The sequence below is a fragment of the Myxococcus stipitatus DSM 14675 genome, assembly GCF_000331735.1.
Taxonomy (GTDB): Bacteria; Myxococcota; Myxococcia; order Myxococcales; family Myxococcaceae; genus Myxococcus; species Myxococcus stipitatus.
Genome location: NC_020126.1, coordinates 4,658,257 through 4,673,527 on the forward strand (window position 1 = coordinate 4,658,257; position 15,271 = coordinate 4,673,527).

Annotated in this window: 15 protein-coding genes; 6 read left to right on the forward strand and 9 right to left on the reverse strand. The window is 68.7% G+C overall.

Annotated elements, in window-relative coordinates; translation table 11 throughout:
• The first annotated feature begins 138 nt into the window (after positions 1-138).
• From MYSTI_RS18145 to MYSTI_RS41370, 5 genes are all read left to right on the forward strand, one after another.
• Positions 139-1,404, forward strand: coding sequence for a right-handed parallel beta-helix repeat-containing protein (locus MYSTI_RS18145; protein WP_015349233.1), 1,266 nt, complete (start codon positions 139-141; stop codon positions 1,402-1,404).
• A 109-nt stretch (positions 1,405-1,513) separates the two neighbouring features.
• Positions 1,514-2,161: a hypothetical protein gene (locus tag MYSTI_RS18150; RefSeq protein ID WP_015349234.1), complete on the forward strand. Its 648-nt coding sequence runs from the start codon at positions 1,514-1,516 to the stop codon at positions 2,159-2,161.
• 109 nt (positions 2,162-2,270) lie between these two features.
• Positions 2,271-3,746 (forward strand): amino acid permease, encoded by a 1,476-nt coding sequence (locus MYSTI_RS18155; RefSeq protein WP_015349235.1) that lies wholly within the window; start codon positions 2,271-2,273, stop codon positions 3,744-3,746.
• 123 nt (positions 3,747-3,869) lie between these two features.
• Complete coding sequence (locus tag MYSTI_RS18160) at positions 3,870-4,946, forward strand: MBL fold metallo-hydrolase (protein WP_015349236.1); 1,077 nt, start codon at positions 3,870-3,872, stop codon at positions 4,944-4,946.
• A gap of 112 nt (positions 4,947-5,058) precedes the next feature.
• Complete coding sequence (locus MYSTI_RS41370) at positions 5,059-5,649, forward strand: hypothetical protein (RefSeq protein ID WP_015349237.1); 591 nt, start codon at positions 5,059-5,061, stop codon at positions 5,647-5,649.
• Here the strand turns inward: MYSTI_RS41370 and MYSTI_RS18175 are convergent.
• The 3 genes from MYSTI_RS18175 to MYSTI_RS18185 form a co-directional block, all read right to left on the reverse strand.
• Positions 5,646-6,605, reverse strand: a complete 960-nt coding sequence (locus MYSTI_RS18175) for a LysR substrate-binding domain-containing protein (RefSeq protein ID WP_015349238.1) — start codon at positions 6,603-6,605, stop codon at positions 5,646-5,648. The genes MYSTI_RS41370 and MYSTI_RS18175 overlap by 4 nt on opposite strands.
• A 15-nt stretch (positions 6,606-6,620) precedes the next feature.
• Positions 6,621-7,451 carry an SDR family NAD(P)-dependent oxidoreductase gene (locus MYSTI_RS18180; RefSeq protein ID WP_015349239.1) on the reverse strand — a complete coding sequence of 277 codons (831 nt, stop codon included), beginning with the start codon at positions 7,449-7,451 and terminating at the stop codon, positions 6,621-6,623.
• A gap of 103 nt (positions 7,452-7,554) precedes the next feature.
• Complete coding sequence (locus MYSTI_RS18185; protein ID WP_015349240.1) at positions 7,555-8,013, reverse strand: DUF6210 family protein; 459 nt, start codon at positions 8,011-8,013, stop codon at positions 7,555-7,557.
• Positions 8,014-8,159: 146 nt separating this feature from the next.
• On the opposite strand from MYSTI_RS18185, the gene MYSTI_RS18190 reads away from it, so the two are divergent.
• Positions 8,160-8,744: a TetR/AcrR family transcriptional regulator gene (locus MYSTI_RS18190; protein WP_233278305.1), complete on the forward strand. Its 585-nt coding sequence runs from the start codon at positions 8,160-8,162 to the stop codon at positions 8,742-8,744.
• Between the two features lies 1 nt (position 8,745).
• Here the strand turns inward: MYSTI_RS18190 and MYSTI_RS18195 are convergent, their stop codons facing one another.
• The 6 genes from MYSTI_RS18195 to MYSTI_RS18220 all read right to left on the reverse strand — a co-directional run bounded on the left by MYSTI_RS18195 (position 8,746) and on the right by MYSTI_RS18220 (position 15,138).
• Positions 8,746-9,399 carry a tetratricopeptide repeat protein gene (locus MYSTI_RS18195; RefSeq protein ID WP_015349242.1) on the reverse strand — a complete coding sequence of 218 codons (654 nt, stop codon included), beginning with the start codon at positions 9,397-9,399 and terminating at the stop codon, positions 8,746-8,748.
• A 501-nt stretch (positions 9,400-9,900) separates the two neighbouring features.
• On the reverse strand, positions 9,901-10,632 hold the full coding sequence (locus MYSTI_RS18200) for a DUF7873 family protein (protein WP_044280876.1): 732 nt from the start codon (positions 10,630-10,632) through the stop codon (positions 9,901-9,903).
• Positions 10,633-10,711: 79 nt separating this feature from the next.
• Positions 10,712-11,503 (reverse strand): enoyl-CoA hydratase/isomerase family protein, encoded by a 792-nt coding sequence (locus MYSTI_RS18205; RefSeq protein WP_015349244.1) that lies wholly within the window; start codon positions 11,501-11,503, stop codon positions 10,712-10,714.
• 61 nt (positions 11,504-11,564) lie between these two features.
• Positions 11,565-11,951: a hypothetical protein gene (locus MYSTI_RS40845; protein WP_015349245.1), complete on the reverse strand. Its 387-nt coding sequence runs from the start codon at positions 11,949-11,951 to the stop codon at positions 11,565-11,567.
• Positions 11,952-11,978: 27 nt separating this feature from the next.
• A complete protein-coding gene (locus MYSTI_RS18215) occupies positions 11,979-14,156 on the reverse strand; it encodes a methyl-accepting chemotaxis protein (protein WP_015349246.1) in 2,178 nt (725 codons plus the stop codon).
• Positions 14,157-14,349: 193 nt separating this feature from the next.
• A complete protein-coding gene (locus MYSTI_RS18220; RefSeq protein WP_144370103.1) occupies positions 14,350-15,138 on the reverse strand; it encodes a hypothetical protein in 789 nt (262 codons plus the stop codon).
• Between the last annotated feature and the right edge of the window lie 133 nt (positions 15,139-15,271).

The window sequence follows — 15,271 nt, forward strand, 5'->3', positions numbered from 1 at the left end:
CGTGACTTCGAGTCTACGCGAACTGCTTCCATCTGGCTGTACTCGAGTACCACCACGCTCGCGGAGCCTGGCTGTCTGGGATGGGACCTTCATGCAATGGTGAGAGTTTCGTCGAAGGTATTACTTGCCAGGGCACATATGAAAACTCTGGCTTTGTCGGATGTGGTGTCTCGGTTCGCGCTGGTCGTTCCGTTGCTGGGCCTGTGTGCCTGCGGTGGTGAGCCGGCTTCGACGACTCTCGCGGACGAGGAACTTGGAACTCCAACGCTTCACCTGGAGGCCGCCTCGGCCCCCTCCGAGGACACGGGCTCGCGTGGCACGCTCATCTCGGGCACCTTGTCGGGGACGCTGACGCTGACGGGCTCTCCCTACCTCATCAGCGGGGATGCGAACGGCGTGGTGACGGTTCCCAAGGGCCACGTGCTCAAGGTGATGCCGGGCGTCATCCTCGACTTCAGGGGCCGTCCCGACGTGACGGAGGCCGACGTGGACCCCCACTCCCCCAGCAGCGTGATGAATCACCAGCGCGGGAGGGTGGAGATGCGCGTGTACGGCGGCATCCAGGTTCGCGGCACGGCGAGCCAGCCCGTCATCTTCACCTCCACGAATCCCTATGGCTGGTGGGGCATGAACTTCTTCGGGGCGGGCTCCGTGGGAGACGGGCATCCCTACTTCGAGTCCATGGTCTTCGAGAAGGTGCGCAAGAACGACTACAACGGCCCTCGGGGTTCGACGCGCGGCGCGCTGTGGGCGTACTACCTGGGGCCGGTGACCATCCTGAACTCGGTCTTCCGCAACAACGTCGCGTCGGCCAAGTGCGGTGCCCTGGACTTGATGTTCACGGTGGGCTCCAGGGTGGAGAACTCCACCTTCGAGTACAACGGGACGTTGGACATCGACCGGTTCGCGCAGGCCGGCTCGTACGCGATGACGGGCGGCGGTGCGATGTGCGTGACGCACGGACGCAACTCCGTGGTGCGCAACAACGTCTTCCGGGGCAATGGCCTGGAGGCGTTCAGCGGCTTCACCTGGAACAGGCTGGCGCGCAGGCCCTTGCTCGACTGGCCCAACGTGCAGGGGACGTATGACCTGGGCGGTGGCGGCGCGCTGCACTACTTCCAGCCGGACAACGACCTCATCGAGAACAACCGCTTCGTAGGCAACTTCGTGACGCAGGGGCCCGCGGCGGCCATCTACGTGGAGCACATCGGGACTCGCGGCGTCCTCCTGCGCGGCAATCGCTTCGAGAACAATCAATCCGCGTCCGGGGGCGTGGTGGTGTGCAACCGGGGCAGCGGTGGGGTGAACCTGGTGCTGGCCGCCGACAACCTCTTCAGTGGGAACAAGGTGAACGGAGGCATGGCCCCGCCGGTGTCGGGGGACTGCAGCGTGGCCGCCCAGTAGCCCGGGTCCCTCCCACCTCGCGTCGTGGTGCGTTGAATCAAAACGCACCCAGGCCGTCAGTCCTCGTGAACACATCAGCGCGCTTCGCGCTCACGAGGATTTTTCCCACATGAACGTCATCTCTTCGGCCTTGGTCGCGGGACTTCTCCTGGCGGGAAGCGCCCAGGCGCAGCACCGGCATCCGCAGGGCGAGCGCGCGCAGGACCGGCGCGAGATTCGAGAGACCCGCCGTGAGCTCCGGGATGACCGCCACGACGTGGCGGAGCTCCGGGCCGTGCTCTCCCGCTTCGACAGTGCCTGGGCCCGCCGCGATGTCCGGGAGATGAGCGCGGTGGAGGACCGCCTTCGCGAGCTGCTCCGAGCGGAGATGCGAGAGAGCCGCCGGGAGCTGTCGTCCGCGAACGCGGAGTCCCACCGCAGCCAGCGCGAGCTTCGCGCAGAGCAGTGGGAGGCGCGGGACGACGCGTCCTGGGGCCGCCGGCATCCGCGGCGCGAGGTGCGCGACGACCGCCGGGACGCGCGGGATGACCGGCGCGATGTGAGGGCGGAGGTGGCCTCGATTCGCACGCGCCAGGCCATCGCGCGCGAGCTCATGGAGCTGGACGGCCGCCGCAACGGGGGCGCGCTGCACCGCAAGCGGGACCTCATCCAGGAGCTCATCGAGCTGGCGGAGCGGGAGATCCACCAAGGCCGGCAGGAACTCAAGGAAGACCAGCGCGAGCTGCGCGAGGACCGCCGCGGCGGCTGGCGCGGCTGAGCGGACGCCCGACGCGGGGAGTCGAGGTTCGCTCGCCGGGCGACACTTTCGTCGGGGAGCACGACATCCGTGCTTCCGAATGTCCGCGAGTCGTCATTGACTAGGGCGCGTGGGAATCTGGTCGAAGAAGAGCCTCGCGAGGCTCCAGGATGAGGACAGCGCGGGGCATGAGATGCACCGCACCCTCAATGGGCTCCAGCTGACGTTGCTGGGTATTGGCGCCATCATCGGCGCGGGAATCTTCGTCGTGACGGGGACGGCGGCCGCGCAGCACGCGGGTCCAGCCATCGTCCTATCGTTCGTCCTGGCGGGGCTGGGGTGTCTCTTCGCGGGGCTGTGTTACGCGGAGTTCGCCTCGATGATTCCCGTCGCCGGGAGCGCGTACACGTACGGCTACGCCACCTTGGGTGAGCTGGTGGCGTGGATCATCGGCTGGGACTTGATGCTGGAGTACCTCTTCGCCTCCTCGGCCGTGGCGGTGGGGTGGTCCGGTTACATGACGGCCTTCCTGCGCGACTACGTGGGGGTGGCGCTCCCGGCGGCGCTGTCGAACGCGCCGTTCGAGACGGCGCCCGGCTCGCTCATCCCGCATGCCACCGGCGCCATCATCAACCTGCCCGCGGTGCTGCTGGTGGGCGTGCTCACGGTGCTGCTGGTCGTGGGCATGCGGGAGTCGGCGCGCGTCAACAACATCATCGTGTTCCTGAAGATTGGCATCGTCCTGCTGGTCATCCTCTTCGGGGCGTTCCACATCGACCAGGCGAACTGGACGCCCTTCATCCCGCCCAACACGGGCCGCTATGGCGAGTTCGGCTGGAGCGGCATCCTCTCCGGGGCGGGGGTCATCTTCTTCGCGTACATCGGCTTCGACGCCGTCTCCACCGCGGCGCAGGAGACGAAGAATCCGTCGAAGGACCTGCCGACGGGCATCCTCGGCTCGCTCATCGTGTGCACGGTGCTCTACGTGTTGATGGCGGGCGTGATGACGGGCCTGGCGCCGTACTCCACGCTCGATGTCCCCGAGCCCGTCTACGTGGCCATCTCCAAGGGCGGCCCGGCACTCGCGTGGCTGCGTCCCATCGTGGGGCTGGGGGCCATCGCGGGCCTGGCGTCGGTGGTGCTCGTGATGCTGATGGGGCAGCCGCGCATCTTCTTCGCCATGTCGCGGGACGGGCTGTTGCCGCCGTTCTTCGGCCGCATCCACCCGCGCTACCGGACGCCCTACATCTCCACCCTCATCACGGGGGGCGTGTCCATGGTGGTGGCGGGTCTGTTCCCCATTGGATTGCTGGGGCACCTGGTGTCCATCGGGACGCTGTTCGCGTTCGTGGTCGTCTGCGCCGGCATCCTGGTGCTGCGCTACACGCGGCCGGACCTGCCCAGGCCCTTCCGCACGCCCTTCGTGCCGGTGGTTCCCATCCTGGGCATCCTCTGCTGTGGCGCCTTGATGCTGGGCCTGGGCCTGGAGACGTGGCTGCGCCTCATCATCTGGCTGGGGCTGGGGCTGGCCATCTACTTCTTCTACGGCCGGAAGCACTCCCGGGTGGCGCAGGCAGAAGCACGAGAGGGCGCCCGGGCGCCTTGAGCGGGTGTTCATGACCGCACGTTGGCGGCTTCCGGACCCCGGGCCGTCGAGCGTCTGGCAACGTGCGGCCTTGCTCTCCTGGCGGGGTGGCCTGGATGTGCCCGGGTCGTTAAAGATGTGGGCATGTCTCCTTCCCGCCATGGTTGTCAGTTCTCTGGGGTGCGACTCGAGCGGGTGCGTGCCTCCCGCCAGTTCGAGGACGGCCGCTTCCGCAACACCGCCCCCGTGGGGCCCGGCATCCAGGGCAACCCGCTGCCGGTGCTGGGGGAGTTCTTCCTAGGCGCCTCGAAGCGGGTGCCGCCGGGGCCCGTGCCGTTGGAGAGCCCGCTCGAGACCTGGACCCGTCGGCCGGAGAGCGGGTTCCGGGTGACGTGGCTGGGCCACAGCACGATGCTCCTGGAGCTCGACGGCGCGCGCATCCTGACCGACCCCGTGTTCGGCGAGCGCGCGTCTCCGCTGTCCTTCGCGGGGCCTCGGCGGTTCCACGCCGTGCCCGCGTCGCTGGAGTCGCTCCCGGAGCTGGATGCGGTGCTGGTGTCGCACGACCACTACGACCACCTGTGCCGGCCGACGATCGAGGCGCTGGTGAAGCGGCGGGTCCGGTTCGTCACGGCGCTGGGCGTGGGCGCGCATCTGGAGGCGTACGGCGTCGCGCCGGAGCTCATCACCGAGCTGGACTGGTGGGAGCGGACGCAGGTGGGGCCGGTGGTGTTCACGGCCACGCCGTCACAGCACTTCTCCGGCCGAGGGCTGGGGGACCGCAATCGGACACTGTGGGCGTCGTGGGTGATGGAGGGCGAGAAGCACCGCGTGTTCTTCAGCGGGGACACGGGTCTGACGGAGGAGCTGGTGGAGGTGGCCCGACGTCACGGCCGCTTCGACCTGGTGATGCTGGAGGTCGGCGCGTTCCACCCGAGCTGGGGCGGCATCCATCTGGGCCCGGAGAACGCGCTCAAGGCCCACGCGATGCTGGGCGGCGGGACGCTGATGCCGGTCCACTGGGCCACGTTCAACCTGGGGCTGCATCCGTGGGACGAGCCCGCGGAGACGCTCCTTCGCATGGCCACCGAGCAGCAGGTGCAGCTCTTCACGCCTCGCCTGGGCGCGGCGGTCGAGCCGACGCGCTGGGAGCTTTCCACGCCCTGGTGGCGTGAAGTCACCGAGGCCGCGCTGAACCCTCGCCCCGTCATGGGCGGGTAGGGCGGGCCGGGAGACTGATAGTCCTGGGCTATCAGTCTCATCGAAACGTTGTCTTGGAACGATGAGCGAGGACTGGGCATCTTTTGACTCGCAGGTGAAAGGAGTCATGCCCATGCCACTGATTGCTCTCGCGGGTGTTGGTTCAGGTGCGCTGCACGCGCTGGCGGGACCGGACCATCTGCTGAGCCTCGCGCCGCTGTCCGTGGGACGTCGGCAGGGGGCATGGTGGGTGGGGCTGATGTGGGGACTGGGGCACGGGCTGGGCACGCTGCTCGCGGCGGGGGCGCTCCTGGTGCTCCTGTCGGCCGTTCATCTGGAGTTCGTCGACCGTTGGGCGGAGCGTGTCGCGGGGCTCGCGCTGTTGGGGATGGGCGTGTGGGGATTGACGCGTCGCCAGGCGGTGGCGGGCGAGGCTCAGCCCCCGCGAGGTGTCGCCGCCGTGGGGCTGGTGCATGGCTTGACGGGCGCTTCCGCGCTGCTGTTGCTGCTGCCCGTCACGGTGTCCGGCACGGCGCTGGAGCAGGCGCTCTTCCTCGGCGGGTTCTCGGTGGGGAGCACGCTGGCCATGTCCGCGCTCACCGCGGGCATCGCCGCCGTCTCTCGAGCGCGCCGGCTCTCCACGAAGGTCGCCGCCCACGTGACGCGAGGGGCCTCGTCGCTCTCCATCCTGCTGGGCGGTGTGTGGATGGCGGGGAGCTTCTAGCGGCGAGTCGTGCTCGCACGCGACGTGTCCGCGCCTCGGGGACGGGGCTCGGAGGGGTAGCCCTCCCGGAGGGTGGAGGCGAGCTGTCGCAGGGCCGCGGCGAGCGGGGTGCTGCGTCGCCACACGAGCGCGAGGGTTCGGTGCGGAACCGGAGGCGCGATGGGGCGCACGACGAGCTCCGCGCGACGGCTCTCGGTGGGGATGGCCAAGGCTGGGAGCAGGGTGACACCGGCTCCGCCCGCGACCATCTGCGCGAGCGTCGAGAGGCTCGTCGCGCGGAACTCCTGCTCGTGGGCCCGAGCCCGCGTACAGAAGGCGAGGGCCTGCTCTCGAAGGCAGTGGCCCTCGTCGAGCAGGAGGACCTTGGCGTCGCGCAGTTCCGACAGCGAGACGGGAGTGCTCCTGGCTGCGAGCGGGTGTCCCTTGGGTGCGACGACGAAGAACGCATCCTTGGCGATGTGGTCCCGCTCCACGTCGCCGACATCGGCCTCGAGTGCCAGCAGGGCCGCGTCGAGAGTTCCTGCCTCCAGGCTTCGTGTCAGTGCCTCGGTCTTGTCCTCGACCCAGGCCAGGGTCAGGCGGGGATACTGCTTGCGAAGGAGGGGCGTGAGCGCGGGGAGGAGGTACGGCGAGACGGTGGGGATGATGCCGATGCGCAGCGTTCCATCGAGGGGGTTGCCGACGCGCCGAGCCTCGTCCTGGAGGTCATCGGCCTCCAGCAAGAGGCGCCGGGCTCTCTCCACCAGTCGTTGACCGGCGGCGGTGGGCAGCACCCGCTTGCGGTCGCGCTCGAACAGCCGGACTCCGAGCGCTTCCTCGAGCTGTGCGAGCTGGGCACTGAGGGAGGGCTGCGAGACGTGGCACCGCGTCGCGGCTTCGCGGAAGCTCAGCGTGTCCGCGACGGCGACTGCGTACTGGAGCTGTCGGAGCGTGAAGGGGTGGGGGTTCAGGAGCACGATGCTCCGTCCCTATCACGACGGGCCTGAGCCCATGGCGCGGAGCCGTGCGTGGACCTCGCGCACGGCGCGCTGTGTGGCGGCATCCTCCGTCGCGGGAGGCCAGGGCTGCTCCGTCTCCTCGACCCACCAGCGCGCCTGTCCTGGAGGCGACCAGCGCTCCTGGGCGAGGATGCGCGAGAGGCGCTGGGCGCAGACCTCGGGGGCTTCCCAGCCTCGCTTCACGAGCGAGAGCAGCCACCCGATGGGGCCTGTGCGGGCTCCCAGGTCCGTACGGACGACACCCGGGTGGAGCACCAGGACATCCACCGCTGGATGCTCGGTGGCCACGTCACGCATCGCGAGGGCGAAGCCGAGCTTGGTGTCGCAGTACGTGCGGAGGCTGGAGAAGTCCTCGCCGGTCGGGGTGCGTGCGGCATCGAACCGGCCCTTCACCAACAGGCCCGCGCTCACCAGCAGGACGCGCCGCAGTCGCTTCGCCTCGAGCAGGGCTTGTTGCATGACGAGCGGCGCGGCGTGGTTCACCGCGAAGCCTGACTCCAGTCCGTCCACCGTCAGCTCGCGATGGGTGGGCCAGATGCCCGCGTTGTGCACCAGCGTGGCTCCGGGAGACACCTGCTCCACGAGCTGCTGGCCCAACGCGCGGGCTCCCGCGAGCGTCGACAGGTCGCCGGGGATGACGACCGCCTGCCCACCTTCTTCTTGGATGAAGGCGGCCAGTGACTCCAATCGCGCGCGGTCGCGGGCGACGAGGATGAGCCGGTACTCACGCGACTTCGCGAGTGCTCGCGCCAGCGCAAAGCCAATCCCTCGTGATGCCCCCGTCAGGATGAGGTCGGTGGTCATGCGGGAAAGCCTGCCAGCCTCGTTCTGAAATTGGAAGATTGTTCCAATTTATATCCAAGACACGCCGCCAGGGAAGGGCCGGGTTCGCGCAGGGCGTCGTCACTCAGTCGCAGTTCTGGAACACGAGGATGCCGGGGCCATAGGGCGTCGTGACGGGCACCCAGGCTTCCGTGGCCTCCGCGATGCGGTCCAGGTCCAGGGACAGATGAAGAAGTTCCGAGGGTGCGGAGCCCGTCGGCGTCGACCAGAAGGGGACGCGGCTGACGACCTGGGCGAGGCTCTCCACCTGACCCTGCCTCCACTCCTCGAGCGGTGGAGGGTTTCCGCGGAACTCCTTGTGGAAGAAGCCCAGCAGCGCTCCCTCGACGTCAAATGCTTCGTTCGCCTCGGGGTCGTAGTCGTTGGAGGGAACAGGCACTAGGAATCCCTCCGCCGCGCGAGTCGAGGTCATGAGGCCTTCGCACTGGTGCTCGTAGGTGACGCCCGTGGGGGCCAGCACGATGACGGCGAGACCGAAAGGGGAGGTGCCTGCAGGGTCGAGAAAGACATTGTGAGTGGCCATCACGCTCTCTTCGTCACGGGTTGCATCTCTCTGACATGTTGCCAGTCTCCCTTGGGTGCGGGGCCTCCGATGCGAAGCACGAGACCGATGACCCCTGGAGGGGCAGCGCATAGGGTAGGGGCATGGGGCCAGCACGACGGGATGGAGTGAAGCGACGCGACGCGCTGCTGGATGCGGCGCTGCGGTGCTTCGCGGAGCGGGGGCTCCTCGGCACCGGCATCGAGGAGATTCGCAAGGCCGCTGGCGCGAGCCCTTCGAGCGTCTACCACCTGTTCGATGGACTCCCGGACCTCACGCTCGCGCTGCTGCTCCGCACCTTCGAGCGGCTCTTCACCCACCTGGTCTCCCGGGTCGTGCCCACCGCCACCGCCGAAGCGGCCGTCGTGGCCCTGGTGGATGGCCACCTGGAGTGGATCCTCTCCCACCGGGACGAGGGCCGCTTCATGTACCAGGCGATGGCCGTGGAGCTGGGCACGGACGCGGCGGAGGTGCTCCTGGCCCGCAAGGCGGAGCTGCTCGCGCCCATCGTCCAGCACGTCGCACGCTTCGTCTCGGAGGGCTCACTGCCGCCCTGGCCTCCCTTGCTCCTGGACGTGGTGCTGCTGGGCCCGAGCCACGAAGCCTGCCGCCGTTTCCTCGGAGGCGCTCCGCTGGACCCCGTGTGGATGCGAAGCCAACTGCCGAAGCTGGCCTGGCGGAGTGTCAGGCCTCACACACCTCGCGGCGTGTGAGTCAGCGTCCCAAGACCCACGCACGCAGCCACGCCAGGAAGGTGCCCAGTCCGGGTGTCACCTGCGCCTGGGTCCATCGCAGCTTGCGCACCTGCCGGGGCCCGCGCGCTTCAGCGGCAAGGGGCTCCAACATCGCCAGCGCCTCCTCCCGCTCCCGCTGCCGCGCGAGCTGGAGCACCAGGTCCAGCTTCACCTCGAACAGCGTCGCATCCAACGCGAGTGTCTCGCGCAAGAGGAGGATGGCGCCGGGGCGCTCGCTGCTTCTTCGGAAGTGGAGCCGGCCGCGCAGCAACGTCTTCACGGCCTCTGCTCGATGTCCCTTCTGCACATGCAGCTGGGCCACCTGTCGCCACAGCTCCAGCTCGAGTGGGAACAGCTCCGTGGCCTGGGCGTAGACGGCCTGCGCCTTGTCCGCGAAGCCCTTGTCGAGATGGGCCTGGGCCGCCGCGCGGAAGCTCTCGAGCGCGGCCTGGGCTTGGCGGGTCCGAGCGAGCAGCGGCGCGAGCTTGCCCAGGACGATGGCGTCCTTGGGCTCCAGCTCCAGGGCCTTGCGGTAGCCGGAGATGGCCTTGTTCAAACGGCCCTTCGAGCGCGCCAGGTCCGCCTCGGTGATGAGCTCTGAGCGGGAGGGGGGCGTCTTGCTTCCGAACAGCATCGCGACTTCGCATTGAAGTCCTCCGCGCTGCTTCCGGCAACCCCACCCACGACACTCCGTCACCACTGGAGATTTCTAATAGGTGGGCCCGGTCAAGGTATCCTCCTGACCGGGCCCGGTTGTGCCGCCATGGATGAGGTCCGCACGTTTAAGTCTTCGCCTCAGGATGAGGCCTCGCGTCCTGCGATTGAACGACCGCCGCACAAGCAGAAGAAGCGGCGGGCCGGAATTGCACCAGCATCTCGAGGGAATGGGCGAAGACGGTAGATCGGACCTGCGACGGCGAATGCTGAGTCTGGAGTGAGAGCTTGAAGCTGGGGTGCTTCGCGTCACTCGCTTCGTCGCGCTTGCCTCTACCAATTGGGCTACCCCGCCACAAAAGGTGGCGATGGCGGGGGCAGGGTTCGAACCTGCACTGGAGGCGACGCGAGAACGCTCGGCGTCAGGCTGCTGCTGAGTTTGAGTTTGTACTCCGAAAACTGTGTGCGCCGAGCCCGAGGCTCAGCTCAGGAGGTAGCCGAGGATGGCGTCACCCGACTTCAGCTCCTGGACCTCCACCGCGTTGGCTTCCTCACGCGCGAACTTGACGGCTTGCTGGAGCTTCTCCACGCGCTCGAGCAACTCGTGGACTCGAAGGGCGGGCAGGGCGCCCGAGTACTTCACCGTCTTCCAGTAACCGACGACGATGTCCTCGTAATACACCTCCACTTGCGCGGGGTGCTTCTCCGTCGCCTCGGCCTTCACGTGGTTGCGAGGGACCTTCTTCGTCTTCGCCGTCTGCACCGGCTCGGTGGCCCACAGGCCCTGCGCCGGGTCCGGAGTCCAGGTCTCCGACGGGTCCAGGGTGGGCAGCTTCTTCACGAAGGTGTGCAGGTCCACCAGCTGCTTCTCGAGGAAGAGCAGGTAGGTGGCGGGAGCGCCCTTGAGGAGCACCTTGCCGTCGACGCGAACGTCCGCCTTCGCGTGGCAGTTGGTGAGGTCCTTGGTGGCGGTGACGTCGAAGAGACGGGTGAGGATCTCCTTCGTCTTCTTCAGCACGTCATCGGTGCGCACCTGCACGCGCGTGGACTCAGGAGGGAAGCGTTCACCTTCCTCGTCACGGGGCTGATAGGTGCGGGAGATACCGTTGAGCAGTTGGGGCTTCTGGAGGTCGTGGTGCGCCTGGGTCAGCTCCTGCAGGGAGCGACTCTTGACGCCCTTCTCGACGGCGACAATCTGGTTGAGCTTGGTCATGTGCTGGTCAGTCTGGAAGTTTGGATTGGGGCGCAATGACGGCCCCATCGCTTCCAGGCTGACAAACCCGTGCGAAGACCTAGCGACCGTGGAAAGCGGGAGGACGTCGCGCCGCCGCCGCCGCGAGCCCCTCGCCCAGGTCCGCGCTGCCATAGCTCTCCGCCTGGAGCCGGGCCTCCTCCTCCAGGGCGCGCTGGAGCGCGGCGCGGTCCAATCCGAGGCGCTGCTTGACGCCTCGGGTGGCCAGGGGCGCGTTCGCGGCGATGCTCCGCGCGAGCGCCTGGGCCCGAGCGCGCGTCTCCGTGGCCGGAGTGGCCTCCAGCGCGAGCCCGAGCCGCGCGGCCTCGCGCCCGTCGAAGCGGCGCCCGGTGAGCAGCAGCTCCGAGGCGCGCTGGGGCCCCACCCGCATCGGCACGAGCCAGGTGGCCCCCATGCCCGGATGCAGTCCCAGCTGCACGAAGTTGAGGGCGAGCTTCGCGTCCTCGGAGACGATGCACACGTCGCACGCGAGCGCGACGCACAGCCCCGCGCCAATGGCGGCGCCCTCCACCGCGGCCACCGTCGGCACCTCCAGGTCGAGGACGCTGAGGTAGCGCGCATAGAAGTCGAGCATGAAGACGCGCGCTTCCTCGAAGGAGGCCTTGCGCAGCCGCTCCAGCATCTGCAGGTCCCCGCCCGCGGAGAAGGTGCCGCCGGCTCCGGCGAGGACCACGGCGCGGACGTCCTCGCGCCCGCGCAGCTCGCTCACGCGCGTGCGCAGCGCGTCCCCCAGCTCGGGCGTCATCGCATTGCGCCGAGGCGCATCGTTCAACGTGAGGGTGGCGACCCCCTCCGCTACATCGAGGAGCACGCCGTGATTCGGGTCGGTCATGCGGCGGACTGTAGCCGCATCCGTCCGCGACGCCCGGCGAAACCGCGCCGCCGGTGAGTGCTCAGTAGAGCGTCAGGTTGAGCTCATCTCCCGGGCGGGCCGGAAGGTCCTGCTCGCTCTCGAAGCGCCGCTCGCTGCCGATGGTCTTGTGCCCCAGCGTGCCGATGATCTCGACCGCGAAGCGCAGCCGCTCCGACGTCCCCACCAGGTCCGCGGGAATCACGAAGCTGCGCGTCGACATCCCGGGCACCAGCCCCAGCCGCACCCGGCGCACGCCACTGAGCACGTAGAGGTTCACATCGACCGTCTTGCGGCTGTCCACCGCCACCGTGGTCTTGGGCGGAGGAGGCTTGCTCGGGTCCGACGCGGCCGCATGGGCCCCACCACACGCGGCCAGGACGGAAGCAAGCACCAGCATCAGGACGGGAGCGGCTGACCTTGTTCGCATGGGGCCTCGTGAGGTGGGGAGGAGGGGCTAGCGCGGATGGGCGGCGGGAGCGGCCTTCTCGGTGCGCAGGGACTGGCTGGCGAGCCCGGACATGCTCTCCGCCAGGGATTGGACGGAGCGGGTGGCTTCCTGCGTCTCCTGCACCGTCTTGAGCGTGCGCTGCATCTGCCCGGACAGCTCCTGGATGGCCATGGCCATCTGCTGGGTGCCCGCGTCCTGCGCGCTGACCGCCGCGGTGATCTGCCGCATGCTCGCGCTGGAGTCGCCAATCAGGATGGCGAGCTCCTGGAACTGGGCGCTGGACGTGCGGACCGCGTCCAGGCTCTGCCGGACCCGCTCGTCGCCCTTCTCGCTGAACTGGGCCGCCTCGCGCATGCTGGCGCCCACGCCGTTGAGCACCTCGCGGATGCGGTGGGTGGCGCGGATGGACTGGTCCGCCAGACCGCGCATCTCGCGGGCGACGACGCCGAAGCCCCGGCCGCTCTCACCGCTGCGCGCCGCCTCGATGGCCGCGTTGATGGCCAGCATGTTGGACTGGTCGGCCAGGTCCTTCACCGAGTCGACGATGCCGGAGACCTCCTTGGTGCGCTCGTCGAGCGCGAGGATCCTCCGTGCCATCTCCGACACCTCGGCGCGGATGGCGGCCAGGTCCGCCAGCGTGCGCTCCAGCGCGGCGCTGCCTTCGCGCCCCACCTGCTCGGCGCCCTCGGCGGACGCGGCGAGCGAGCTGGCCTTCTCCGCCGTGAGCTGCGACGAGCGGCGAATCTCCTTCACCGTCTGCTCGGCCTCCTGCAGCGCCGCGGCCTGACGGCTCACGCCCTCCGTCTGCTGGTCGCTGGTGGAGCGAAGCTGCTGCACCACCGTGGCCAGCTCGCCGGCGCCGGTGCCCATGCGCTCGGCCAGGTTGCGCACCTCGGCCTGTCGCTCCTCGAGCTGGCGCGTGTGCGCCTCCAGTGAGCGCACCACCTGCATGGAGCGCCGCGCGACGATGCCCAGCAGCGACAGCGTGAGCGCCAGGTAGCCCCAGTGGGACACGTTGCCGAACAGCTGCGGCAACACGCCGACGACGGGCAGAATCGTCATCGCGAGGAAGAGCGTCATGCCGCCCAGGCCCGCGACGAAGATGCGCGCGTCCGGGTTGCCGCGCCACGCCTCCTTCACCGACACGACGAGGACGACGAGCAGCACGCAGAACGACGAGGGCAGGAAGGCCGCCATGATGCGCTGGGCGGTGGCCAGGTCCACCACGGCGCTGAGCGCGAAGAGCGAGCAGAGCGTCGTGTAGGCCAGCGCGCCGATGCGGAACCAGCGGTTGCGGTTCTCGAGCAGCGCGTCCGAGATGAACTCCATGAGGCCCGAGAGCACCATGAAGATGCCAATCACCGTGAAGCGCGTGGCGGTGAGCGGCGTGTCCCAGAGCGCGTAGGGCAGGCCGCTCAAGCCCAGGAGCAGGCTGCCCGCGCTGCCCGCGAAGATGGCCAGACCCGCGAGCATCCGCCGCCGCCAGTGCAGGATGAAGGCTCCGCCCGTGGCGAGGCCCACCGCGAGCAGGAGGATGCCCATCACGAACGACGCCTGGCCCTCGCGCGTCACCGTGGCGAGCAGCTGATGGCGCGAGCCGAGCTGCGCGTACTGCGTGATGCCGATGTTCGGATTGCTCGACTGGATGCGCAGCAGGAGGTTGCCGCCCAGCGCGGTGGCCGGCACGGGAATCAGATGCCAGACCATGTTCTCCGACAGCTCGGGCCCGGACGTGTTCAGGCGGCCGCTCACGTAGACACGCTGGCCGTTGGCGTACACCTCCACGGCGGTGTTGACCTCGCCCAGGATCAACGCGGGCTCGGCCCAGGGGCCGCGCGGCAGCGGGATGCTCACCCACAAGAACGAGTTCGCGCCCCGTCCCGGAGGTGGCTTGAGCGCCTCCATCGTGTGCCACTCATCGGTGACACTGGTGGCCTGCGCCCACAGGGGGATGCCATCCGTGCCCGGCGGCGAGTCACCCCAGCGGTACTTCCACCCTTCCACGACGGGAACGGGAAGTTGCTCCGTGGCGTTGGCCACGGGGGCATGCGCGAGCGCCGCGAGCAAGACGCAACCCAGCAGAGCCAGGCGTGTCGCTCGGTGCGAAGTCGCGTGACGCCTCACGAAAGTGACTCGCGAGGCAAGGCTGTCGATGCGTGTCGGGGAAGGGTGGTGGGCAGCCATGAGGACCTCCATGCTCAACCGCCGCACGCATGGCTGTAAATAGGGCTGCCTCCCCTGACATGTAGGAATGGTTTGGAGAGGGCCTTTGGGGTGGAGAGATTGAACCTTTCTCGACGCGCTACAGCACTTTCGGGGAGGGGCGACAGTGACCCGGGTGCAACTGCCACCGGTTGGTGCCTGGGTGGTGGGCTTGTCAGAACGAGCGGAAGACGCCTCGGAGTCCCAAGGTGAAGAGCGCATGGACGCCATCCTTCACGGCGCCCACGGGAGAGGTTTGCGATGGGAAGCCGGAGACGGTGACGGTCTGGTCTCCGCTGCGGACGGTGTAGCTGCCGATGGACGCGGTGCCGATGGGGCCCACCGCGAGGAAGTCAGTGACGGGGAAGTCCGCGCCGAAGGTGAGCCGTGCGTAGGTGATGCCTCGGTCCGTCACCTTCGTGTCGATGTGCGCGGGCACCGGGCCCACGACGGGGAGGGGCACCTGCGTCGTGCCCTTCACGTGGCTCTTGAGAATCTCCATGCCCATGGAGAGGCCCACCCACGGGTCGAAGCGGGACTCGGGCGCCACATGGACGCGGAGCTCCGGGCCGAAGCGCCATTGGGAGTTGCTGCAGTCGAAGCTCTCCGGGCACGAGATGTGATTCGTGCGGGAGAAGACCAGCTCCCAGCTCCCCCAGACGCCCACATAGACGCGGGAGTTGATGCGATAGCCCAGCTCCAGGAGGAAGGGGAGCGAGGCATGGGCGCCGTCGGTGACCTTGAGGTTCTCATCCTCTCCTGTGCGCGAGGTGCCGTGTTTGTAGACATACCCCGCGCCCAGCCCCAGGTTGACGCTCGCCGCGACCTGCGGGCCAGACATCCCGTGTTCGGCGCGGACGTCCAGCGCCACCTCGCCCGACTCGCGCGTCCCCGACTCCCGCGCCAGTGCGGTCCCCGAGACTCCCAAGGCGGCGATGACGGAAAGCGTCCAGCAGTGCCTCATGGCCATTCGTGTGTCCCTCCCCATGCGTCCGTGGAAGTGACGCCCCAGGGGCCTCCTCGTGAACCCGACCCGAGGGCCAAGCGTCGACGGCGGACACAATCCACGCACCGATGTTGGCCGCCCATCACCGGGC

Excerpts from the sequence above, each read along its gene's own strand:
- MYSTI_RS18205 (WP_015349244.1), bottom strand. The coding sequence starts at position 11,503 with ATGACCGACCCGAATCACGGCGTGCTCCTCGATGTAGCGGAGGGGGTC.
- MYSTI_RS18200 (WP_044280876.1), bottom strand. The coding sequence starts at position 10,632 with ATGACCAAGCTCAACCAGATTGTCGCCGTCGAGAAGGGCGTCAAGAGT.
- MYSTI_RS18195 (WP_015349242.1), bottom strand. The coding sequence starts at position 9,399 with ATGCTGTTCGGAAGCAAGACGCCCCCCTCCCGCTCAGAGCTCATCACC.
- MYSTI_RS18160 (WP_015349236.1), top strand. The coding sequence starts at position 3,870 with ATGTCTCCTTCCCGCCATGGTTGTCAGTTCTCTGGGGTGCGACTCGAG.
- MYSTI_RS18220 (WP_144370103.1), bottom strand. The coding sequence starts at position 15,138 with ATGAGGCACTGCTGGACGCTTTCCGTCATCGCCGCCTTGGGAGTCTCG.
- MYSTI_RS18185 (WP_015349240.1), bottom strand. The coding sequence starts at position 8,013 with ATGGCCACTCACAATGTCTTTCTCGACCCTGCAGGCACCTCCCCTTTC.
- MYSTI_RS40845 (WP_015349245.1), bottom strand. The coding sequence starts at position 11,951 with ATGCGAACAAGGTCAGCCGCTCCCGTCCTGATGCTGGTGCTTGCTTCC.
- MYSTI_RS18150 (WP_015349234.1), top strand. The coding sequence starts at position 1,514 with ATGAACGTCATCTCTTCGGCCTTGGTCGCGGGACTTCTCCTGGCGGGA.
- MYSTI_RS18180 (WP_015349239.1), bottom strand. The coding sequence starts at position 7,451 with ATGACCACCGACCTCATCCTGACGGGGGCATCACGAGGGATTGGCTTT.
- MYSTI_RS18145 (WP_015349233.1), top strand. The coding sequence starts at position 139 with ATGAAAACTCTGGCTTTGTCGGATGTGGTGTCTCGGTTCGCGCTGGTC.
- MYSTI_RS18215 (WP_015349246.1), bottom strand. The coding sequence starts at position 14,156 with ATGGCTGCCCACCACCCTTCCCCGACACGCATCGACAGCCTTGCCTCG.
- MYSTI_RS41370 (WP_015349237.1), top strand. The coding sequence starts at position 5,059 with ATGCCACTGATTGCTCTCGCGGGTGTTGGTTCAGGTGCGCTGCACGCG.